Source organism: Gilliamella sp. B2969 (assembly GCF_026536195.1).
Lineage (GTDB): Bacteria > Pseudomonadota > Gammaproteobacteria > Enterobacterales > Orbaceae > Gilliamella.
Genome location: NZ_JAFNOP010000005.1, coordinates 131,224 through 155,104, shown reverse-complemented (window position 1 = coordinate 155,104; position 23,881 = coordinate 131,224). Strand labels below are relative to the sequence as shown.

Annotated in this window: 16 protein-coding genes; 8 read left to right on the top strand and 8 right to left on the bottom strand. The window is 35.5% G+C overall.

The features are described 5' to 3' along the window. The first annotated feature begins 26 nt into the window (after positions 1–26). The 3 genes from J3U66_RS06095 to J3U66_RS06085 are packed head-to-tail and all read left to right on the top strand — an operon-like array spanning position 27 to position 3,008. Positions 27–1,424 carry a hypothetical protein gene (locus J3U66_RS06095; RefSeq protein ID WP_267348378.1) on the top strand — a complete coding sequence of 466 codons (1,398 nt, stop codon included), beginning with the start codon at positions 27–29 and terminating at the stop codon, positions 1,422–1,424. Between the two features lie 21 nt (positions 1,425–1,445). Beyond that, the gene (locus J3U66_RS06090; RefSeq protein ID WP_267348376.1) at positions 1,446–2,120 is read left to right on the top strand and encodes an HD domain-containing protein; all 675 of its coding nucleotides are present in this window, start codon (positions 1,446–1,448) and stop codon (positions 2,118–2,120) included. Between the two features lie 45 nt (positions 2,121–2,165). Continuing rightward, complete coding sequence (locus J3U66_RS06085; protein WP_267333768.1) at positions 2,166–3,008, top strand: aldo/keto reductase; 843 nt, start codon at positions 2,166–2,168, stop codon at positions 3,006–3,008. 41 nt (positions 3,009–3,049) lie between these two features. Here the strand turns inward: J3U66_RS06085 and J3U66_RS06080 are convergent, their stop codons facing one another. The 7 genes from J3U66_RS06080 to J3U66_RS06050 form a co-directional block, all read right to left on the bottom strand. After that, positions 3,050–3,973: an AEC family transporter gene (locus J3U66_RS06080; RefSeq protein ID WP_267333767.1), complete on the bottom strand. Its 924-nt coding sequence runs from the start codon at positions 3,971–3,973 to the stop codon at positions 3,050–3,052. 24 nt (positions 3,974–3,997) lie between these two features. Further along, positions 3,998–6,652: a bifunctional uridylyltransferase/uridylyl-removing protein GlnD gene (glnD, locus tag J3U66_RS06075; RefSeq protein WP_267348374.1), complete on the bottom strand. Its 2,655-nt coding sequence runs from the start codon at positions 6,650–6,652 to the stop codon at positions 3,998–4,000. A gap of 166 nt (positions 6,653–6,818) precedes the next feature. After that, entirely contained in the window at positions 6,819–7,949 is a 1,131-nt protein-coding gene (gene nrdB, locus J3U66_RS06070) for a class Ia ribonucleoside-diphosphate reductase subunit beta (protein WP_416379594.1), read from the bottom strand. 144 nt (positions 7,950–8,093) lie between these two features. Beyond that, positions 8,094–10,379, bottom strand: coding sequence for a class 1a ribonucleoside-diphosphate reductase subunit alpha (nrdA, locus tag J3U66_RS06065; protein ID WP_267348372.1), 2,286 nt, complete (start codon positions 10,377–10,379; stop codon positions 8,094–8,096). Between the two features lie 290 nt (positions 10,380–10,669). Further along, positions 10,670–12,091 (bottom strand): hypothetical protein, encoded by a 1,422-nt coding sequence (locus J3U66_RS06060; protein WP_267348370.1) that lies wholly within the window; start codon positions 12,089–12,091, stop codon positions 10,670–10,672. Between the two features lie 358 nt (positions 12,092–12,449). Then, the gene (locus tag J3U66_RS06055) at positions 12,450–13,844 is read right to left on the bottom strand and encodes a hypothetical protein (protein ID WP_267343663.1); all 1,395 of its coding nucleotides are present in this window, start codon (positions 13,842–13,844) and stop codon (positions 12,450–12,452) included. A gap of 212 nt (positions 13,845–14,056) precedes the next feature. Further along, positions 14,057–15,397 carry a replication-associated recombination protein A gene (locus J3U66_RS06050; protein ID WP_267333761.1) on the bottom strand — a complete coding sequence of 447 codons (1,341 nt, stop codon included), beginning with the start codon at positions 15,395–15,397 and terminating at the stop codon, positions 14,057–14,059. Between the two features lie 173 nt (positions 15,398–15,570). On the opposite strand from J3U66_RS06050, the gene lolA reads away from it, so the two are divergent. Beyond that, a complete protein-coding gene (gene lolA, locus J3U66_RS06045; RefSeq protein ID WP_065633124.1) occupies positions 15,571–16,164 on the top strand; it encodes an outer membrane lipoprotein chaperone LolA in 594 nt (197 codons plus the stop codon). A gap of 118 nt (positions 16,165–16,282) precedes the next feature. Here the strand turns inward: lolA and exuR are convergent, their stop codons facing one another. Further along, complete coding sequence (exuR, locus tag J3U66_RS06040) at positions 16,283–17,062, bottom strand: transcriptional regulator ExuR (protein ID WP_267348368.1); 780 nt, start codon at positions 17,060–17,062, stop codon at positions 16,283–16,285. A 668-nt stretch (positions 17,063–17,730) separates the two neighbouring features. On the opposite strand from exuR, the gene uxaC reads away from it, so the two are divergent. The 4 genes from uxaC to J3U66_RS06020 all read left to right on the top strand — a co-directional run bounded on the left by uxaC (position 17,731) and on the right by J3U66_RS06020 (position 23,779). Continuing rightward, positions 17,731–19,143 carry a glucuronate isomerase gene (gene uxaC, locus J3U66_RS06035; RefSeq protein WP_267333759.1) on the top strand — a complete coding sequence of 471 codons (1,413 nt, stop codon included), beginning with the start codon at positions 17,731–17,733 and terminating at the stop codon, positions 19,141–19,143. 48 nt (positions 19,144–19,191) lie between these two features. Then, positions 19,192–20,655, top strand: a complete 1,464-nt coding sequence (locus J3U66_RS06030; protein WP_267348366.1) for a tagaturonate reductase — start codon at positions 19,192–19,194, stop codon at positions 20,653–20,655. A 16-nt stretch (positions 20,656–20,671) separates the two neighbouring features. After that, positions 20,672–22,168 carry an altronate dehydratase family protein gene (locus tag J3U66_RS06025; protein WP_267348447.1) on the top strand — a complete coding sequence of 499 codons (1,497 nt, stop codon included), beginning with the start codon at positions 20,672–20,674 and terminating at the stop codon, positions 22,166–22,168. 96 nt (positions 22,169–22,264) lie between these two features. Further along, the gene (locus J3U66_RS06020; RefSeq protein WP_267333757.1) at positions 22,265–23,779 is read left to right on the top strand and encodes an MFS transporter; all 1,515 of its coding nucleotides are present in this window, start codon (positions 22,265–22,267) and stop codon (positions 23,777–23,779) included. Positions 23,780–23,881 lie beyond the last annotated feature (102 nt).

Below are 23,881 nucleotides of genomic sequence, written 5' to 3'. Positions count from 1 at the left end.
TGTTTAAAATAACTCGGTTGATTGAAATGCGTGACTTAGCAGCGATAAAATCAAGTTTAGCTTTATTGATATCAAAAATGATAATAGCTTGTCTTGGCATTGTTTGTTACAGTGTGAATGCGGGTTTACCTTATGTTGAAGCGGTCGAAACAACAAATACCATACAAGGTTCGGCTCCTTATATCTCTTTCGATGGGGGTAAGACGCGCTCATTTTATACCGATAATCTTTTATCTATCACTTTACCTGATGGGCGAAAATTTACAAAAGCAACCAACACTTCATCAAAGCAAGTACCCATACAATTAAATGGGGAATCGATCAGCGCCAAAGATTTTAAAACCTTAATTCCTGAAAACCAAACATCCGTTTCTTTAACTGAGGTATTTGCGACTAACGGTTTTTGGTTTGATCAAGATGGTGATGGTGATATCACAGCAACAGGGGATCTTATGTTATCCATTCAAGATGCTAACGGTAAGTCTGTTGCTTTGGATAATGAGTTAACTGATTGTTATGCTCCTTATAGTTTTACGTTGAATCATATGAATGGCACATTATCTACTAAATATGGTCAGCCAAATACGGTTGCATTTGACGCAAATAGTACCACTTACTATTTTTCTCCGCCTAATGGTGCCTGTACTTATTCAGCGGAGCCAAATTTATCAGTCAATGACAGCAAAGGCAACAGTTGGGGCGGAACGGACTATTCAGGACCAGAAAATGAGTGGGATGATGCTAAAGGTTTTAAACGGCAATCTTTAACGCATCCAGAATTAAATTTTCCAACTATGGGTGAGAATGGTTTGTTTTTTTATCTGAATTTACTTGATAGTTCAGCACCAGATATGAGCTTTGATAAAATACCCGCAGATTCAGCAATTAATTTAACCATCACTGGTAATGGTTCTAAAGCCAAAATTCAATTAACTGGACCGACAAGTAGCGCTGATGCAGCACAAGCAGCTAAAGCTGCTGTTGCTACGACCTTTATCTTATATAAAGATAAAGCTAAAACCAATAAAATTTATGCTTTTACTATACAAAAATGGTTTATTGTTCAGGCTGAAAATACCAGTATGCTTTTTGACCAAGCAAAACAATATTGTGATAATTTGGGTTATCAAATACCGACTTTACTGCAATTAACTAATGCAAATTATAATACAATTTGGACGGGGGGATTACCCGGGTTAGGTCGTCACTATCAACGCCGGATCGATGGAGGACTGTTTTCTCAATGGGGCGAGACAAACAACTATTATTATCCTGAAAGCCATTTTATTTCCGGCGCTGTTTATTGGAGCGCAAATAGCTTCCAAGAGGGTGGTAAAACTTATTATTTGCAAGTGCACTCTAACATAGGGATGATTGATTATTGGACAGATAAAGCTAAAGTTGCTTGTATTAGTCCTAATTAAGCAAAATAAAAAAAGGTTTAAATGATGAAAGATTCACCGCTAACTAAACATCAACAACGTGCTATGCAAGCCGTAAAAATTTTTGTAGAACAAAAGCTTGCCCATGATTTTTCAGGTCATGATATGGCACATATTGAACGCGTAGTTAAATTGGCACAAAAAATCTTACTCAATGAACCCAATGCTAATTATTTTATTGTTGTTTTAAGTGCTTATTTACATGATGTAATTGATGAAAAAGTAGTGTCTAATGTAGAATTAGCGGTTGATGAATTACGTGCTTTTTTAGCATTGCAGGATTTGACAGAACATGAAATTACCTCTATTTTTTCTATTATCGAAAATATGTCCTATCGGAAAAACCTGAGTGATAAAAAACCATTATCCCTCGAAGGTAAGATTGTACAAGATGCCGATCGACTTGATGCCATTGGCGCAATAGGAATAGGGCGTACATTCTATTATGGTGGTAATAAACATAACATCATGCATGATCCTACGATTTTGCCAAGAATGTCGATGACTGAAGAGAGTTATAAGCAACCTAATACGGTAATTAATCATTTTTATGAGAAACTTCTTTTACTCAAAGGAATGATGAATACACAAACGGCAAAAAAGATCGCAAAGCAACGACATCAATTTTTAGTACAATTTATTAATCAGTTTGAAAAAGAGTGGAGTGGTGATGACTAACTGTACCGCTGTTTAATGTGTTAAATAGTATGGAAGGGGTTTGTGATGACAATAACTATCGATAATAAAATTACTTTAAGTAACAATATAGTAATGCCACAACTTGGTCTTGGTACTTTTAAATTAACTGAATTTGAACAAATATCTCAAGCAATTAAAACCGCTATTAAAGTAGGCTATCGCTCTTTTGATACCGCGCAACTTTACCAAAACGAAAAACAAATCGGTCAGGCGATTAAACAATGTGGTATCGATCGCAGTGAATTATTTATGACTTCAAAAGTGAGCAATGCCAATCAAGGTTACAAAAAAACGTTAGCAAGTTTTGAACAATCGCTAAAAGATTTACAACTTGATTATCTTGATCTGTTTTTAGTGCATTGGCCGCTTCATCATACTTTTTTTGAAACGTGGCGAGCAATTGAAAAGCTCTATGAAGAAAAACGTGTTCGAGCCATTGGTGTGTGTAATTTTCATATCTCACATTTAGAACTACTGGCTAGCCAAGCAAATATTCAGCCTATGATTAATCAAATAGAAATTCATCCCTACTTAACACAAATAGACTTAGTGCGCTACTTACGTAAGCAAAATATTGCAATTGAAGCATGGTCGCCACTTGCTCACAGTAAAATACTCAATGAACCGGTATTAGTTGCAATAGGCGATCGTTATAATAAGTCTTTATCACAAGTTGCCTTACGTTGGCACTTACAAAATGGTTATATTGTGATCCCAAAATCAGCGCATCCGGATCGAATTGCTGAAAATATTAATATTTTTGATTTTGAACTTACCTCTGACGAGATGAGAAAAATCAATTGCTTAAATCAAAAATTACGCACGGGACCTAATCCTGATGATGTGTATAACAATAATGGCTTTTAATTTATCCAGATATGCTCTTTTTAAAAGTAAAAAACTATTTGTTAAAAAGGTACGGGTGCGCCTACTAGCCATAATACAGTCGGTAATGTGATTAAACTTAATAATGTACTGACTAGGGTCGCACTCGAAACTAACTCAGGATGCGTATCAAACTGGACTGACATTAAAGTGGTATTAGCTGCACTTGGCATTGCGGCTAACACAATCAGTACTTGTTTATAAACCGGTGAAATAGGCATAAAGTAGACCAAACAACAAGCGACAAGTGGTGAAATAACCATACGGGTTAATAGCGAAAATGAGAGTTTAGGGTAATCGAGTTGCTTAATCCGAATTTTAGCTAATTGCATACCTAAAATTATCATAATAATCACAATTGATGAATCACCAATCATGCCAATGGATGTCATAATGGATTTTGATAAAGGAATGTGGCACAACTGGAAAATAATACCCAAAAAAGCACCATAAGCTACAGGCATGCGAATGACTTTATTGATGACATCTTTTTGACTGACAATATCGCTACGAGCACTGCCTTTTGCTGCATAGTAGATACCAACGGTACTCATTACAAATTGTTGTAATACCATCATAATAACACCAAGATCAAAGCCTATTGTTCCAAAAAAAACCAGTAGTACCGGCGTACCATAATTACCATTATTCATAAAACAAGAACTAAGAATCATGGCGCAACGTTCTTTGACTGAATAACGCATGATCAACGACCAAATTGAGACAACACTAACTAATAAAAAACATAAGCCAAAAATATAGACAATATAAAATAGATAGTCTGTTGTTAAGGTGTGAGTATAAAACGTTTTAAATGATAAAAAAGGAGAAAGCACATAAAGCGACATTTTTGATAAATTGGCTACATCAAATTTTAGTGCTTTTTGTGCAATAAATCCTACAACAAAAATACAGAAGATTGGAAATAAAATAATAAAAAATTGCATAAACGATATCTTCAAATTGGTTAATTAATTCATCGAATCAATAGTATTTACTATCGAATTTCGTAATATATTACAAGTATTATCATCAAGTGCATTGTTGTGTTTATCTTTCAAAATAAATAAATCTTCAATATGCTCACCGATAGTTGCGATTTTTGCGCTACTTAATGATAACTCTAGTTTTGCAAATACTTCACCGACACAGGCAAGTAACCCCGGCCTATCTAATGCAATTAGCTCCATATAAGTCTGGCTTTCATTAAAGGCAGATAAAAAATTGACTTGTGTGGGCACTGAAAATGAACGCAATCGCTGCTTAGGCGGTTTTATTGTCACCCCTTTATAAACCGGTTGTTGTAAAGCTTTTTCAAGTGATTTTATAATACTGTAATGCCTGTCTGGTTGTAATGTTTGCCCATTTGGTTCTAATACAATAAATGTATCGAGGGCAAAACCTTTCTTATTGGTAATAATTAATGCATCATGAATGCTCAGGTTATGATTATTTAAAATATTGCAAACAGTGGCAAATAGGTAAGGTCTATCCGGTGAATAAATAATTATCTCGCTGCCACCGTGATACGGATCTGGGTTGATTGCTACAAATGTTTGAGTTAAATCATGCTGTAATAGCATTTGCGCATGCCAAACAATCTGTTCAGTTGTATAGCGCAGAAAATAGTCAACACGGTAATCTTGCCACAAATCTTTGATTTTTTGTTCATCGTAATGTTGTTTAAGCAAGGTTTCGAATGCTTCATGTTTGTGTTGGCGAGCAATACTTCGTTGTTCAGGGATATGATGAGCACCTGAGTCGAATGATCGTTTTGCGGTTAAATATAGTTCACGCATTAAACTTTGCTTCCAACTGTTCCAGAGTGTTTCGTTAGTTGCGCACACATCAGCAACGGTTAAACATAATAAATATTGTAAACGGCGCTCACTTTTAACAATTTGAATAAATTCATTAATAACGGCAGGATCTTGTAGATCACGACTTTGGGCTGTGACTGACATAAGTAAATGATAGCGAACTAGCCACACAATTAAGTCGGTATCTTTTGGATCAAGTTTATGTAGTTGGCAAAATTTTTCAACCAGTTTTGCCCCTATTTCAGAATGATCACCATGGTGACCTTTACCGATATCATGAAATAATCCAGTAATGACTAATAATTCAGGTTTTGATAGTTTGGCGAAAACGTTTGAACTGTTCGGGTGTTTTTCTTTACTGGCTTGAGTTTTAAAACTATCAAGTTCAAGTAGCAAGCGAATAGTATGTTCATCAACTGTATAGGCATGGAATAGATCAAATTGCATCATACCTGCAATGTGTTTCCAACCGGGAATATAGACCGTTAAAATACCATATTGATGCATCAGTAATATAGCCTTTTTAATTGCATCTGGGTGTTTAATTATTTCTAAAAATAATGATCTTGCTTTTTCATCTTCACATAGCAAAGTGGTTAACTGTCGCCGTGCTGAACGTAATTGCCTAATTGTGTTTGAGTATAGCCCTGTGATTTGGGGATTAAGCAAGATGGTGTAAAAAAGCTGTATAATCATGACAGGATCTTGTTTGAACAAATTATTGTCTTTTACATCAATCAAGTCATCTCTTGCCTGAAAATATTCATCAATACTATAGGTTTTACTTTGAGCATTAAGTTCAAGTATCGATTCATCAAACAGTTGTAATAACATTTGATTAAGTTCGGTAATATTATGTGCGACACGATAATAATCATGCATCATTTTTTCAACAGGTGTATTACCTTGACCTTGGTAGCCAAGCATATTAGCAATACTGAGCTGGCGATCAAACAGCAAGCGATTGTCATAACGATTAATCACGCTATGAAGAGCAAAACGCATACGCCAAAGGAACTTGCGACAGGTTTTAAACTCTTCAATATCTTCTGGCGTTAAATAATCAAAATCAGCTATTTTTTTTAAAAACTCACCACCAAAATGACGAATAGCAATCCATTGAATAATTTGCATATCGCGTAAACCGCCTGGGCTATTTTTTAAATCCGGTTCTAGATTATAGCTGGTACTATGATATTGCCGATGTCGTTCTTGTTGCTCTTTAACTTTAGCCTGATAGAAAGCCGCTGAAGGCCAAATTTTATGACTAAAAATCTGTTTTTGCAGCTCTTTTAATAATGAAGCGTTACCACATATTAATCTCGATTCAATTAAATTGGTCATAATGGTGATATCGTTTTTAGCTTCTTGCAAACATGTTTTTAACGTTCTAACACTATGACCAATATCCAAATGTAAATCCCATAGCAAGCGAACTAAATCACCAATTCGTTTTTCAAGATCTTTTGTCAGTGATCTATCACTTAATATTAAAATATCGATATCCGATAAAGGATGAAGTTCTGCACGACCATATCCACCTACGGCAATTAAGGCTAGACGGTTTTGCTTAAACAGTGAAGACACTTGCTCGGGAATTTGGTAGTACTGCCAGAGTCTTTTGAGCAAATCATCAATAAATTGACTCCGTAAATGCACTAATATATCAATGTCAACATGTTGTTTAAATTGGCAAACAGACCAGTTTTGAAATTCTTCAAGTTGCTGTTTTATATAGTGAGTATTTATTTGCTCATCGTTAAAATTAAGCGGTGAGATAGGATAACAAAGATTTGCTTCAGCCATAGCGATTATATCAAATCAAAACAATGTAATGCTAATATCCTTACCCGATTTTAGATAACTGTCAAGCAACGGTTGATCGATATAATGATTGACATTGTTAATGTATAAAAAAAGGAACAAGCGCTTGTTCCTTTGGTGAATAGAAAATGCGGATTGACGCGTTTGATTATAATGAGAAATCACTTAAATCATCTTCATTAATTTCTGAGTCAATTTGTCCCACTAGGTAAGAACTCATTTCCGCTTCTTGTGGAGCAACTTGGACATTGTCAGACACTAACCAGTTATTTATCCAAGGAATCGGATTGGATTTAACTTCGTACGGTAATTTTAGGCCAACAGCTTGCATACGAATATTGGTAATATATTCAACATATTGGCATAAAATGTCTTTATTTAATCCAATCATGGATCCACCTTCAAATAGGTATTCGGCCCACTCTTTTTCTTGATTGGCAGCTTGCAAGAATAAATCATAACAATCTTGTTCGCACTCTTTAGCAATTTCTGCCATTTCGGGGTCATCTTCGCCGCTACGTAATGTATTTATCATGAATTGAGTACCGGTTAAGTGAAGCGCTTCATCACGTGCAATAAGTTTGATTATTTTTGCATTACCTTCCATCAATTCGCGTTCAGCAAAGGCAAATGAACACGCGAAGCTAACATAAAAGCGAATGGCTTCAAGCGCATTAACACTCATTAAACATAAGTAGAGTCGTCTTTTGAGTTCGCGCAGATCGATGGTTATGGTTCGATCGTTAACGTTATGCTTGCCTTCACCCAATAAATTATAGTAGCTAGCATAGCTGATAAGATCATCATAATAACCAGCAATATCGCCTGCTCGTTTTTGAATTTCTTTATTGGTGACAATATCATCAAATACGACAGAGGGATCGTTAACAATATTACGAATAATGTGTGTGTATGAACGTGAATGTATCGTTTCAGAAAATGACCAAGTTTCAACCCAAGTTTCGAGTTCCGGAATAGAAATAAGAGGCAGTAAAGCAACGTTAGGGCTACGTCCTTGGATTGAATCGAGTAAAGTTTGATATTTCAAATTACTGATAAAAATATGCTTTTCGTGTTCAGGTAATGCTGCATAATCGATACGATCTTGTGAAATATCGACTTCCTCAGGACGCCAGAAGAAAGACAGTTGTTTTTCGATCAGTTTTTCAAACATTTCATATTTTTGCTGATCATAACGGGCAACGTTAACAGGTTGGCCGAGAAACATTGGCTCTTTAAGTTGGTCATTATGTACATGCGAAAAGGTACTGTAATTCATACTCATAAAAGAACTCCTAACGGGTTTTTGTTGCTTTTACCGCGACCTTTCGCGACTGCAAAAGACGAGGAAGAATTTTTAGAGAAAGGTTTAAGTTTCTCTAAAACTATTTTTTAGATATTACTGCGTAACATCGAATGTTGCTTAAATTTTGCAAGCTCCGCCTTCACAACCATCATCACTTGCTGTTAGCGCTATATCACCTTGAATATCTTCGGCACCATCACGTGTATTATGATAATAAAGTGTTTTTACCCCAAATTTATAGGCTGTCAATAAATCTGCTAATAGCTGTTTCATTGGAACTTTATCATTAGGGAATTTAGTCGGATCGTAATTAGTATTAGCTGAAATAGACTGATCAATAAATTTCTGCATGATACCAACTAAGTGTAAATAACCCGTATTATTTGGTATTTGCCAAAGTAATTCGTAAAAGTTTTTTAAGTCGTTATAATCCGGTACCACTTGCTTTAAAATGCCATCCTTTGACGCTTTAACACTAATATAGCCGCGAGGAGGTTCAATACCATTGGTGGCATTAGAAATTTGTGACGACGTTTCAGAGGGCATTAATGCTGATAATGTGGAGTTGCGTAATCCATAAGTTTTGATCGATTCTCGCAAGGATTCCCAGTCATAATGTAAGGGTTCTTTCGTAATGCTATCCAAATCTTTTTTATAGGTATCGATTGGCAAAATCCCTTGAGAATAAGTTGTTTCATTAAATAATGGGCATGCACCTTTTTCTTTGGCTAAATTATTAGATGCCTTAAGCAGATAGTATTGCATGGCTTCGAAAGTGCGATGAGTTAAATTATTGGCGCTGCCGTCGGAATATTTAACGCCATGTTTTGCTAAATAATAAGCATAATTGATGACACCAATACCTAATGTCCGACGGTTGATTGATGAATTTCGAGCGGCAGGTACAGGGTAATCTTGATAATCAAGCAGAGAATCAAGCGCGCGAACGGTAAGATCTGCTAATTCTTCAAAGTCATCGAGTGATTCTATTTTACCTAAATTAAATGCAGATAAAGTACAAAGTGCAATTTCACCCTTTTCATCATTAATATTATAAAGAGGCTTGGTTGGTAACGCGATTTCCATACATAAATTGGATTGATGCACGGGGGCAAGCTCAGGGTTAAATGGGCTGTGCGTATTACAATGATCGACATTTTGGATATAAATACGACCAGTAGATGCGCGTTCTTGCATCAAAAGTGAAAATAACTCGACAGCTTTCACGATACGTTTGCGAATATTTACATCTTGTTCATATTGCTGATAAAGAGACTCAAATTTATCTTGATCAGCAAAAAAAGCATCGTAGAGCCCAGGCACATCTGATGGGCTAAATAGTGTTATATTTTCATTTTTAATAAGGCGTTGATACATTAATTTATTAATTTGTACACCATAATCTAAATGACGAACCCGGTTTTCCTCAACTCCTCGGTTGTTACGTAATACAAGTAAACTTTCAACTTCTAGATGCCAAATTGGATAAAATACCGTAGCTGCACCGCCTCGTACGCCACCTTGGGAACAAGATTTAACCGCTGTTTGGAAATATTTATAAAATGGAATACAACCCGTATGGAATGCTTCACCACCGCGAATTGAACTACCTAATGCACGAATACGGCCCGCATTGACACCAATACCTGCTCGCTGAGAAACATATTTAACAATGGCACTTGCCGTTGCATTGATTGAATCTAAACTGTCATCACATTCAATTAAAACACAAGAACTAAATTGTCGCGTAGGAGTACGAACACCAGCCATAATTGGCGTTGGCAGTGAAATCTTGAACGTTGACACTGCATCATAAAAGCGTTTGATGTAATTTAGACGTGTATCTTTAGGGTAATTGGCAAAAAGACAAGCGGCAACTAAGATATATAAAAATTGTGCGCTTTCATATATTTCACCTGTTACACGATTTTGTACTAAGTATTTACCTTCGAGTTGTTTTACCGCTGCATAAGAAAAATTCATATCGCGCCAATGATCGATTATTTTATCCATTGCTTCGAACTCTTCTTGCGTATAATCTTCAAGTAAGTGTTTGTCGTAGCGTTTAGTGTCGACTAACTTTTTGACATGTTCATAAAGTGGCGGTGGTGTAAACTGATTATAAGCTTTCTTACGTAAATGAAAAATGGCTAAACGAGCGGCTAAATATTGATAGTCAGGGGTTTCTTGCGAAATAAGATCGGCAGCAGCCCTTATGATTGTTTCGTGAATATCGGACGTGCGAATGCCGTCATAGAATTGAATATGTGAGCGCAATTCAACTTGTGATACTGAAACATTTTCTAATCCTTCGGCTGCCCAAGTGATGACTTTGTGAATTTTATCTAGATTTATGGGTTCTTGTTTACCATTTCGTTTTGTTACGAGTATTGATTTATTCATTTTTTTATCCAGTTTATCCCGTATTTCAGTGGGAGTTATGATAATTGATATTTATCAAAATATACAATATATAGTACCTATTAATCATTTTATTACTATATGTAGTGTATTTATTAAGCGATAATTAAAATTTTTTAGTTAAAATCAACTATAATTATGTTCAAAAGGGTGGGGCAGTTAAAAAAATGAAATCAGCGAAAAAGGGAGGTGAGAGCATAAAAACATGCAATTATAGGAATGATAAGATCTACCTATGGATAAGTAGATCTAGTTTAAGGGTAAGTATACTTTTACCATTCTTGACCTGGCGGTATAGAAACACATACACCATTTTTATCTTCATTTTCGTTTGCACGGCAATGATATTTAGCATTATAAGTGTGCATATCACAAAATGTACCCGGTTGATGTGTTTGAGCATCAATGGCTTCTGGATCCCATACATACCAGCGACTAAAAATATTAGATTGATTTTTAGCCGGTCCATATGAACCCGGATATTTATCCTGACTAGGGTCGCCCCATTCACCAAATAAAGAACCAATTTCACGCGTATAGTCAGAAGAACCAGCTCTATTACCATAAGGCGCATTACTTAATTCTTTGGGTTCAGTTATGCGATAGTTACCTGGCTTATCTCTACATTCGGCAGCTACCGCTTCGGCAGTGTCTCTGACGCCAATGATATTGCCTTTGCTATCTAGAGCTTGTTTCCAAGCTTCATACCATTTTTTTATTTTGAATCCATATCTAATAGATTTATGAGTGTTTTTATTTTTCCCCTCTATAATAATTGTAAATCCATCAGAATTCATAGCTTCGACATATTGCCAAGCTTGTTTTGAATCTCTAGCTATTGGTGTATTTAAATATACCGTAACTGTATCACTATTATTGGTAATCGTTGCAAGTTCACTCCCTTGTTTTACCGACCAATCATAGTTATTAGCAAGCCCATTTTGGGCCAAAAGTAAGTCAAACTTAGCGCCATAAAATCCCGTAGTTGGAAAGTTTTTGTCTAAATCTGTATTTGATTGAATTAAAAAACCAAAATTTTTATTCCATTGGTTTTTAGCACTATTAGCGGCTGTAGATGGTGTTAGTTCTGGTTTTGCGTAACAAAATCCAGTATCTTCTAAAACAGTATACATTTTCGATGGTTGCGTAATAAAGGTCTCGTTAGGATATTCATTATCATCGGGTATACCAAATTTTGAGAAAAGAAGTAAGTCTGCTGTCAGTTTTACTTTATAAGGACTGTACATTCCTTTTTGTGATAAGGAACAAAAAGTATCTGTTGCTGTAGGTATAAATTCAACTAATTGATTTTTAGCATTGGTATAATACCAAGTCATAGTAATTTTATCTTTAGCACTTAAAAAATCGAGTTGATCCCCATCGTTATCATAATATTGGTTTTCGTTAGGTTGTTTTATTGGGGCTATTTTAAATTTATCTTTAAATGGATAACTTGTTTGCAGGGGAATAGTATCGACTTCGCTACCGTAGTAATTGAGATCATCAACAGTTAAACCGAAAAGCTCAAGATCATCGATATTATTTTCTATTTCGGTAGACAAAGATGGACGCATACCATGAATGATTTGCACTGTTTGTGACGTTAAATAAGCATAACCTATTGGTGAAAATTGTAATAACAGTAATAATTTACAAATTATTTTTGCTAGTTTTTTAACATTTAATTGATTCACTTTTATATCCCTTTCCATCACTAATTATCTTTACTTAAAATTAATTCATTGTTATTTATGATGTTATTTTTGTAATTTTATTAATAATGCTAATAAATTTTTATCATGTTCAATAAATCAGCCGGGATAATTATAATTCAAATAATAGGTTTAGTCGATCAATAAGATCGTAATGATCGTTAATTCCTTAAATTGATACGTTATTATTCAAAAATATGTTAAAAAATAGTTATATAATTAATAATTTAGTGTAATTAAGAAAAAAGCCCCACGACATAAAAATATGCTATTGGGGGGGTATTGATATAAAAAGTTATTTGTTTAGCGGTAAAAAGAAAGGAGGGTCTTGATACGAATATCAATTTGTATCACTTTCAGCAACAGCCGTACATATCCCCGCTTTTCTATCTGTTTCAGCGGAACAGTGATATATGGCGTTGTAGGTATGTAAGTCACAATAAGCTTTTTTATTCGGGTCGTACAACCAAATTCTTTTGTATAACGTTGATTGCGTAGCTGCTGGGGCCCAAGAGTTTGGGTAAGCGGTTTGTGATGGATCGCCCCATTCACCAAGTAATGTCCCAATTTCTCGAGTAAACACGACTCTAGTACCAACGACATTAGATGTGGCATTACTGACTTCATCAGGGTAGCTAATACGATAATGTCCATTTAAAGTTTTACATGCTTTGGCTATATTCGGTGCGGTATCTATTGTCGCTTTCGGCATACCAATATTGGCTTTATTATAGCCTGAAAACCATTTAGTTAACGTAAACATATAGTTAAGGTTATAGTTTGTCGTCTTATTGTGACCTTGAATAAGCACTTTATAACCCGTACCTGATCCGATAACATATTGCCAAGCTTTACCTGTATCTTTAGCTTCATCAGTATCAAATGCAACGGTAATCTTATTTGAAGTTGGATTTACCTTCACAGTTGCAAGCTCACTACCTTGGATAATTTTCCAATCATAATTGCTGGCAAGTTCCTGTTGATTAAGTAACAAATCAAATTGAGCGCCATAAAAACCCGTTGTGGGAAAGTTTTTGTCAAATTCGCTAACGGACTGAGTCAAAAATCCATTTTTTTTATCCCATTGATTGGCAGCACTAGCGGTTGCTGCTGTAGGTAATAATACGGGTTTTGCATAACACACACCTGCTTCTTTCAATATTGAATAAGTTTTAGCAGGATGAGCAGAAATAAGTTCGTTGGGGTATTCGTTAGCATCGGGATCACCAAATTTTGAAAATAGAAGCAAATCAGCCGCTAATTTAACTTTATAGGGACCCACGATTTTACTTTGTGCTAATGAACAAAAAGTATCGGTCGTTTTGGGTGTGAATTGCACTAATTTATTTTGCGCATTGGTATAGTACCAAGTCATTGTAATATCATGAACAGCGCTTAAAAAATCCAGCTGATCACCATCTAGATCGACATATTGGTTGCTGTCAGGTTGTTTAATATTTGCAACTTTAAATTTATTGATAAATGGGTAACTTGGCACCAGGGGTATGTTATCGACTTCTTCATTGCCATAATAATCTAATCCCTCAAAGTTTAAGCCAAATAGTGCTAAATCATCGATATGTTGTTCGATGTCTGAAGATAAAGATGGATGGCTGCCATGAATGGTTTTAACTGTTTGTGCGATTAAAAATGCATAGGTTAGTGGGGGAAAGGGTAATAAAAGAACGAAAAAGAAAATTACTTTGAACTGCTGTTTATTCATTAAACTGGTCACTGCTATATTCCTTATATTACTTTTATTATATCTATTGCTGTAAAAATATATTGGTAAATCGAAAATAACGAGCGGCGCGGATTATATCTAAAGCAATAAAATTTGTCTATTAATAAATTGAAATTAATAAATAATACCTTTTTTATGGGGTGGATTTTAGGGTGCAAGGTAAGAATAGTTTGACTAAAAATAGCGAAACTCGATTAAAAAGATTATTTTTTTTGAGTTTTATAACGTTGATTTGGGCTAGCTTGATTTTGTGCATCTAACCAGGCAAGTTTATCAGCATAATTTTTTTCAGCACCACGTTCAGTAGGATAATAGTATTTGCTATTAGCCATTTCTGGTGGAAAATAATTTTCGCCAGCAGCAAAGGCATTGGGTTCGTCATGCGCATAACGATATTGTGCACCATAACCTAACTTTTTCATTAAATTCGTTGGCGCATTGCGTAGGTGTTCAGGAACGTCATAATCGGGTTTTGATGTTGCATCTTTCATCGCTTGGTTAAATGCAGAATAAACAGCATTACTTTTTGGTGCGCAAGCAAGGTAAACAATAGCTTGTGCAATTGCGCGTTCTCCTTCTGCCGGACCAACTCGCGTAAAACAATCCCACGCGGCGAGTGCCACTTGCATGGCTCTTGGATCGGCATTACCAACATCTTCCGAGGCAATAGCTAATAATCGACGAGCAACATAAAGCGGATCGCCACCGGCGGTAATAATTCTTGCATACCAATAAAGCGCTGCATCGGGTGATGAGCCTCGAATCGATTTATGCACGGCCGAAATAAGATCATAATAGCGATCACCTTGATTATCGAATCTGGCACTTCTTTCACCTATCACTTCTTTAAGTAATTCTGGCGTTAGTGCCTGACCATCAGACATATCGACTAATAATTCAAGTGTATTCAGTGCGCGCCTAGCATCGCCACCTACAAATTCGGCAATCTGTTTTTTAGTTTCGTCCGGTAAAATAATATTTCGATTACCATATCCGCGCTCAGGATCGTCCATGGCTTGTTGTAAAATCAGCTCTATATCATTATTGGTCAAGGATTTTAGCAAATAAACTCTTGCTCTTGATAGTAATGCGGAATTTAATTCAAATGAAGGATTTTCTGTTGTTGCACCAATAAAAGTGACGGTGCCATTTTCCACATAAGGTAAAAAAGCATCTTGCTGGCTTTTATTAAAACGATGCACTTCATCGACAAATAAAATTGTACGAATCCCTGCTTGCTGATTAATTTTAGCACGCTCAATCGCTTCTCGAATATCTTTAATACCTGACGTTACAGCAGATATTCTTTCAACTTTGGCATTGGCATGATGAGCAATAATTTCGGCTAATGTTGTCTTTCCCGTGCCTGGTGGACCCCACAATATCATGGAGTGTAAATTGCCTGCTTTGATAGCTTTAGGTAATGGTTTATCTTCGCCAAGTAACTGAGATTGCCCGATATACTCCGATAAATCCCGCGGGCGCATCCTAGCCGCTAACGGTTTAAATTCATCAGTGCTAAACTCAAAAGATAGGCTAGGCATAGTAAATATTTATCCAAATTTATAAAATTGGAGCTATTATATACTGCTTATTGGTTAAGTGAAAAATAAAAGAAAATATCTTTCTTAGCTAATTGAAAAACGTTAATATTTTAAATTAATTTTGATCTCACAATTAATTTAAATATTGCCAAATAAAAATAAAAGGATTAGGCATGAAAAAGATTTTAGTGTTAATAGGGTTGTTGGTTAGTGTATCGGCATGGGCAGGCGATAAAGAAGTACTGCAACAACGTTTAGACAAAATAGATGGCTTTTATGCGCGGTTTTCTCAAGATGTGAAAACCGCTGATAATCAAGTAGTACAACAAGGTAAAGGGGATTTGTGGGTAACAAGACCTTATTACTTTAATTGGACAATGAATGAACCAGATGAAACATCTATTATTTCAGATGGAAAAAATATGTGGGTCTATACGCCAGCGGTTCAGCAAGTAAGTGTGATGGATTTAAAAAAGGCTGTCGATAACCGATTAATGTTACTTATTACAGATAGCCATAATCCTATTTGGAATGCGTATAATGTCACACGAAAGCAAGACTCATTTACATTAAAACCAACAGATGGGACCAATCAAGACTTTGTTATCTCGGTGTTACCAACAGGCATGATTTCTAGTTTTACGATTATTGAAGAAGATGGACAGCGCAGTTTTTATGATTTGTCGCGTCAAACACTTGGCAAGGTTTCATTAGAAAAGTTTCAGTTTACTCCACCTGCTGGTGTCACCATTGATGACCAACGATAATTATCTAGAGTAATAAAACATAATAACAGATAACAAGCTGGCGAAAGGCACCCGCTTGTTACTATATATATTTGATTGAATTGACATTAATAATTATTTTGAACATTAATGAAGAAGATTATTCATAATCTTCTTCATTAATACTCACAACAGGATTATCGGAAAATAAATAGTGGTCACGTTTAGTTTCAAAATCCTCACTTGCCGCGTCAAATAGCATCTTTTTCGTGTTTTCTAAATGTTGCCACATAGCTAATTTAGCCGCTTTAGGATCGCGATTGATTAACGCTTCTAGAATTTTATCGTGCTCTTCCCACCAACTTTCAATGTCCTGTTGTTTGACATGTTCGTGAAGCTTTTTCCATAAAGGATTTAAAGTTCTTTGTTGCCATGCCTCTTGCACAATGGTTATCAGTGCCGTGTTACGCGTTATCATGGCAATTTGGGTATGGAATTTTAAATCCCAATTAGAATCACGATAATGATCTTCTTTTTTAGCATTATGCTGAATTTCTAATAAATTGACGATATCATCTTTGGTGATCTGTGTGGCAGCAAATTCTGCAATATTGCTTTCAATAAGTTGACGCGCTTGCAGTAATTCAAATGGTCCTGTTGTTGCAAAATTTAAACCCACAGGAGAATCAATAGGATTAGATTGCATACTGTTAGCTATAACATGAATACCTGACCCTTTTCGAGCATCAACAAACCCTTCAACTTCCAGCATTATAATAGCTTCTCTAACTACTGAACGGCTCACTTTTAGCTCTTCACAAATTAATCTTTCCGAAGGTAATTTGCTACCTACTGGGTAAATACCTTTAATTATGCGGTTTTTTAATTCGGTTGCGATAATTTGGTAAAGCCTTTGATATTCGTTTTGTTCTTGGGCCATGATGACTTTGATATAGCTCCTTAATTAATCATCGCCTTAAAATAACATCTAATTGCTTGGAGTTAAATAAGATTGTTTCATTTTTTTCACATAGAACATCAATCATCAATGTTGGCAGACAAATAAAAATCCTATCAGATATTTTTATGTTTAAATTATGTGATATATGTCAACTTTTTAAGTTATCAGACATGTTATTATGCCGTGCATTATTATATTGGGCGTGGTGAAAAGTATAAAACAATAACAATCTGCGTTGATATGTGATCACTTTAATAACGATAAGAATAATACTTGGTCATCTAACACGTAATTTGATAGCTGTTGGCATACCTGTTTTAAAAGCAGTGATGGATATGACAACGCAACACTATTGTTATGTTGTTGCTGTGTATTGGGCTTATTAAATCATTATCCAACCGTGAACGGATTTACCAATATAGCAGTTTGGCTTCATGCTAGTACTATTTTTGCTTTAATTGTTGGTGCGCTAGCCAATAACATTGGCTTTATTAAGCCATTAGTTATTTTAAGTTAACTTTATTTTTTAGCCACTGTTGCAGTTTGGACAAATTTTAAAGGCACTATCAACAAATATAACGAATAAATTGATCTGATTACACACGATTTAATGTCATCAGATACTTAATTATTATTGGGAGAATAAAATGAGTTTTTTAACTGAAAATTTTTTACTAGATACCGAGTTTTCTCGTCAGCTTTATCATGACTATGCAGCTGATCAACCCATTTTTGACTATCACTGCCATTTACCACCGGAACAAATTGCAAAAGATTATCAGTTTAAAAACTTATATGACATCTGGCTTAAAGGTGATCATTATAAATGGCGCGCTATGCGTACTAATGGTGTTGCTGAAAAATTCTGTACAGGAACAGATGTCAGTGATTTCGAAAAATTCAAAGCATGGGCTGAAACTGTGCCCCATACTATTGGTAATCCTTTATATCATTGGACTCACTTAGAATTACGCCGACCATTTGGAATAGATAATATTTTATTGTCGCCATCAACGGCTGAAACTATTTGGAACAAATGCAATGTAATGCTCGAAACTAAAGCGTTTTCTGCACGTAGCATTATGAAAAAAATGAATGTCAAAATGGTAGGGACAACCGATGATCCTATTGATGATTTAATCCACCATAAAACCATTGCCCAAGATAGTTCATTTGATATTAAAGTGTTACCAAGTTGGCGCCCAGATAAAGCATTTAATATTGATTCAGAGTTTTTTGTAGCTTATATCGAAAAATTATCTGCTGTCGCTGATGTGGCTATTACTAATTTCCAACAACTTTGCCAAGCATTATCAAAACGTATGGATTATTTTGCTGCGCATGGATGTAAAGTTTCGGATCATGCATTAGATGTAGTTGTTTATGAAGAAGCGAGTGAAAAAGAGTTAGATGCCATCTTAGCTAAACGATTAACAGGTGCAATGTTAAGTACCAAAGAAACAGCACAATTCAAAACTGCAGTCATAATCTTTTTAGGTAGTGAGTATAACAAACGTGAATGGGTGCAACAGTACCACATTGGTGCGTTACGGAATAACAACTCAAAAATGTTTAAGTTAATGGGGCCAGATGTCGGTTTTGATTCTATTAATGATTCACCTATAGCGCAACCGCTTTCTCGATTATTAGATGCGCAAGCTAAGCAAAATGCACTACCTAAAACAATACTCTATTGTTTAAACCCGTCTGATAACGAAATTGTAGGCACCATGATAGGTAATTTCCAAGGTGAAGGTGTTCGCGGCAAAATGCAATTTGGTTCAGGCTGGTGGTTCAATGATCAAAAAGACGGCATGATTCGCCAAATGACACAACTTGCTCAGCTCGGCTTATTAAGCCGTTTTGTGGGTATGTTAACCGATAGTCGTAGCTTCCTTTCGTATACTCGTCATGAATATTTTAGACGTATTTTATGCCGAATGGTGGGGCGTTGGGTAGAAGATGGTGAAGCACCACGCGACATCGAATTATTAGGTCAAATGGTTAAAAATATCAGTTTTGACAATGCGAAAAACTATTTTGGTATTGAACTAAGCTAAAAAGCATTAAGTCGTTGTAATTAGATTAATTAAAGAAGAGTTAGAGTAATGAAAACATTAAACAGAAATGATTTTCCAGGTGCAAAATATACGACACGTGTTGTTCAATTTGGCGAAGGTAATTTTTTACGTGCTTTTTTAGATTGGCAATTAGATATCTTAAATGAAAAAACAGATCTTGATGCGGGCGTAGTCATTGTTCGTCCACTAAATACTGATTTTCCACCTTCATTAAGTATTCAAGATGGCTTATACACCACATTGATTCGTGGCTTAAACGAAAAAAACGAAGCAGTAAAAGAGTTTAGAATGATTCGCTCAGTGAATAATGAGATAAATGTCTATACTCAATACGATGAATATCTTGAATTAGCAAAAGATCCCAATATCCAATTTATTTTTTCGAATACAACAGAAGCCGGCATTAGTTACGTTGAGGGGGATAAATTAACCGATCGCCCTGCGGCTAGCTATCCAGCTAAATTAACCGCTTTTTTATATGAAAGATTTACTCACTTTGCGGGCAGTAAAGCGAGTGGTTTAATTATTATTCCGTGTGAACTGATTGATTACAATGGTGATGCGCTTAAAAAACTTGTATTAAAGTATGCTAAACAATGGAACCTGTCTGACAAGTTTATTGCATGGATCGAAAATGACAATGTATTCTGTTCTACACTTGTCGATAGAATTGTACCGGGTTACCCAAAAGCACAAATTGCTGAGCTTGAAGCTGAACTAGGTTATAAAGACAATTTTATCGATTCTGCTGAATATTTCTATCTTTTTGTTATTCAAGGACCGCAATGGTTAGCTCAAAAATTATGCCTTGATAAATGCAATATGAATATCAAAATTGTGGATGATATTAAGCCGTATAAAGAGCGAAAAGTCGCTATTTTAAATGGTGCCCATACAGCTTTAGTGCCAGTTGCTTATCTATCTGGGATTGATACAGTTGGTGAAGCAATGAATGATCCACAAATCTTATCTTATATTAAAGAGACTATTTTTGATGAAATTATCCCTGTTTTAGATTTACCACATCAAGAATTAGTGGATTTTGCCCAGTCTGTGATTAGCCGTTTTAAAAACCCATTTATTGAACATCAATTAATGTCGATAGCTTTAAATAGCATGACTAAATTTAAAACGCGTATTCTTCCACAATTAATCGCTTATCAAAAAGAAAAAGGTGTTTTACCAACCCATTTAGTTTTCGCATTTGCCGCATTGATGGCTTTTTATCGTGGGGTGAGAAACAACCAAACCTATCCATTACAAGATGATGCTACTTGGTTGGCGCGTTTTCACAACGGTTGGGCAAATGTAGCCGAAGGTAAACAAACTATAGATCAACTTGTACACACGATATTAAGCGATAAAGCCCATTGGGAACACGATTTATTAACTATTCCGCAATTAGCACAAACCATAACGCAATATTTAACGGTCATTACCCAAGATGGTATGCGTCAAGCAATTGAAAAATGCGTTGTGAGTAGCAAATAAAATGAGCGATGTAATGATTAAATTTATAAAAATAAATAATAAAGATAATGTTGCGGTGGCGTTATCTGATTTAGAAGCACATGAAGAAAATGTTATTGTTGATGGTCATACCATTGATTTAAAACAACCAGTCAAACAAGGGCATAAATTTGCCCTTCAAGATATAGCACAAGGTGACAATATCATTAAATATGGTTTGCCGATAGGCCATGCAACTTGTGCAATTAAAGCCGGTGAGCATATTCATTCACACAATTTAAAAACTAATTTAAGTGATATTGATGATTATAAATATCATCCTCAGATAGCAAATAATGACTCTTTACATGCCATACCAGATAAAGAAATCAATATTTATCGTCGTAAAAATGGTGAGGTTGGTATTCGTAATGAATTATGGATTATTCCGACTGTAACTTGTATTAATGGTATTGCTCAGCAAATTGTTAAACAATTTTGTGCAGAATTAAATAATCAATTAGAAATTGATGGGATTACCGTTCTTGAACATCCTTATGGGTGTTCGCAACTCGGGCAAGACCATAAAAATACTAAAATTATTTTACAAGATTTAGTCAAACATCCTAATGCAGGTGCTGTACTGGTTATTGGATTAGGTTGTGAAAATAATCAGATTTCGGCGTTCAAAGCCGATTTGGGTGACTATGATGCGTCACGAGTACGGTTTCTTATTGCTCAGCAAGAAGAAGATGAAATCGAAGCCGCATTGGTTCATTTAAGAGAACTTTACGCTGTCATGAAAAACGATAAGCGTGAAGCCGGTCGTTTGAGTGAATTAAAATTTGGGTTAGAGTGCGGTGGATCGGATGGTTTTTCAGGTATTACCGCAAACCCGATGCTAGGTCTTTTTTCTGATTATGTGATTGAACATGGTGGGACTAGTGTGCTCACTGAGGTGCCAGAAATGTTTGGTGCTGAAAATATTTTAATGTCGCATTGCATTGATGAATCGACTTTCGATAAAACAGTTCAGATGATTAATGATTTTAAACAATATTTTATTTCGAATAATCAACCTATCTACGAAAACCCTTCGCCAGGGAATAAAGCCGGTGGCATTACCACGTTAGAAGAAAAATCACTGGGTTGTACCCAAAAAGCAGGGGGCAGTAAAGTGATTGATGTGCTTAAGTATGGACAAATGTTAACTAAGCATGGTTTGAATTTACTCAGTGCTCCAGGGAACGATGCTGTTGCCACTGGCGCTTTATCCGCAGCTGGTTGTCACATGGTGTTATTTACCACTGGTCGAGGAACGCCTTATGGTGGCATTGTGCCAACCGTCAAAATTGCAACCAATACACAATTGGCAGAGAAGAAGGTGAATTGGATTGATTTTAATGCCGGAAAATTAATTCAAGGCATTTCAATGAAAACAGTGTTAACAGAATTTATTGATTACATAGTGCAGGTAGCTAATGGACAACAAACTTGTAATGAAAAAAATAATTTCAAAAATTTAGCCATCCTTAAAAGTGGCGTAACCCTCTAAGACTAAATTTTTATTCAAAAATAAATCATGTCGTTAAGTCCTTGCGGACTTAATGCTAGGGGCCCGTTTTTTTTATAAATTATATAGGTATCATTCATGACGAATAAAAAAGAGAGAAAAATCACATGGTTAGTAAGATTCTCGTATGGAAGTGGTAATTTAATTGGCAGTGGCGCTTTAGCAATTAGTGGGGCTTGGCTGCTTTATTTTTATACCACTTTTTGTGGCTTAAGTGTCGTTCAAGCAGCATTAATTTTTTCTATTGCAACTTACTTGGATGTCATTCTTAATCCATTAATGGGGTTTATTACTGACAACTTTTACCAAACAAAAATAGGACAACGTTTTGGGCGCCGCCGATTCTTTATTTTAATTGGCATACCTTTAATGCTCATCTATCCAATGTTATGGATTGATGGTATGGGGTTTTGGTATTACTTAATAACTTACATCTTATTTGAAATCATCTATACCAGCATTATGATCCCATTTAATACCTTACCAGTTGAAATGACATCTAACTTTTCACAGCGTACTTATTTGACTGGTTCAAAAGCAATGTTTGGTAAAGTAGCTAACTTTTTAGGTGCTGCCATACCTGGCATCTATTTTTACTATTATAGTAAAGATTCAGCAACGCCTTTCTTATTAACGGGGATCACTTACGCAGCGATTATGATCGTCGCGTTGATTTTACTGTATTGTAATAGTTGGGAAAAACCTAAAGAAGAAGTAAAAGATGAATCTGTACATAGCTTTTTTGAAGCTATTAAAAAGCTTATTATCGACATCTTATCAACATTTCGTATTAAAACGTTTAGAACGCATTTAGGCATGTATCTATTTGGGTTTGGTGCTGAATGGTTATTTACCGCCGTATTTACCTATTTCATTGTGTTTAGTTTAGGTGAACCTCGCTCATTTGTCGCTTCAATGAACTCGTTAAGCAGTATTTGCCAGCTAGTTTCGACAGCCTTTTTTATGATGTATTGTGCTAAAAAAGGCTTTAAAAAACCGTTTATTATTGCATTACTCATTGTAATTTCATCGATGATTGGTTATGTCGGTATTTATTATCTTAACTTGCCAAATATCACTTGGATTGTTGTGGGTATTACCATTTGGTTTGGTCTAGGTACGGGGGGCGTATATTACATTCCCTGGAGTGTCTACGTATTTTTGGCTGATGTTGATGAAGTGGTAACTAATCGACGTCGTGAAGGGGTTTATGCTGGTGCAATGACTATGGCGGGTAAATTAGTTCGCGCTTCAATTGTATTTGTACTTGGTATTATTTTAAGTGCATATGGTTTTGAATCAAAATCTCATGTTCAGCCACAAAGTGCAATTGATGCTATTAATGGCATTATTTTATATGGTGTTGTTGGAATGGCACTTATTGGTGCTTTCTTCGCTTGGAGAATGAAGCTTGATCATGCAACGCATTCAATCATTATTAATGAAGTTGCTCGTATTCGCGAAGGGGGAAAAATGGCTGATGTTACGCCAGAAACTAAAAAAGTTGTTGAAGAATTATCAGGGATTGCTTATGAAAATTGCTTTGGCAATAACAACATTGGTTTTAAATCAAAAAATACCCAAGCAAAATAACATTCATTGAATAAATGGCTAGGATTAGCCAGTAATGCGAGTCCTGATTTTAGCCATATATCGTGAACTGTCCGCTACACGATTAGTGGATAGTTCACAAAG

Excerpts from the sequence above, each read along its gene's own strand:
- J3U66_RS06090 (WP_267348376.1), top strand. The coding sequence starts at position 1,446 with ATGATGAAAGATTCACCGCTAACTAAACATCAACAACGTGCTATGCAA.
- J3U66_RS06050 (WP_267333761.1), bottom strand. The coding sequence starts at position 15,397 with ATGCCTAGCCTATCTTTTGAGTTTAGCACTGATGAATTTAAACCGTTA.
- J3U66_RS06020 (WP_267333757.1), top strand. The coding sequence starts at position 22,265 with ATGACGAATAAAAAAGAGAGAAAAATCACATGGTTAGTAAGATTCTCG.
- nrdB (WP_416379594.1), bottom strand. The coding sequence starts at position 7,949 with ATGAATTACAGTACCTTTTCGCATGTACATAATGACCAACTTAAAGAG.
- J3U66_RS06085 (WP_267333768.1), top strand. The coding sequence starts at position 2,166 with ATGACAATAACTATCGATAATAAAATTACTTTAAGTAACAATATAGTA.
- lolA (WP_065633124.1), top strand. The coding sequence starts at position 15,571 with ATGAAAAAGATTTTAGTGTTAATAGGGTTGTTGGTTAGTGTATCGGCA.
- J3U66_RS06030 (WP_267348366.1), top strand. The coding sequence starts at position 19,192 with ATGAAAACATTAAACAGAAATGATTTTCCAGGTGCAAAATATACGACA.
- glnD (WP_267348374.1), bottom strand. The coding sequence starts at position 6,652 with ATGGCTGAAGCAAATCTTTGTTATCCTATCTCACCGCTTAATTTTAAC.
- J3U66_RS06095 (WP_267348378.1), top strand. The coding sequence starts at position 27 with ATGCGTGACTTAGCAGCGATAAAATCAAGTTTAGCTTTATTGATATCA.
- uxaC (WP_267333759.1), top strand. The coding sequence starts at position 17,731 with ATGAGTTTTTTAACTGAAAATTTTTTACTAGATACCGAGTTTTCTCGT.
- J3U66_RS06080 (WP_267333767.1), bottom strand. The coding sequence starts at position 3,973 with ATGCAATTTTTTATTATTTTATTTCCAATCTTCTGTATTTTTGTTGTA.
- exuR (WP_267348368.1), bottom strand. The coding sequence starts at position 17,062 with ATGGCCCAAGAACAAAACGAATATCAAAGGCTTTACCAAATTATCGCA.
- nrdA (WP_267348372.1), bottom strand. The coding sequence starts at position 10,379 with ATGAATAAATCAATACTCGTAACAAAACGAAATGGTAAACAAGAACCC.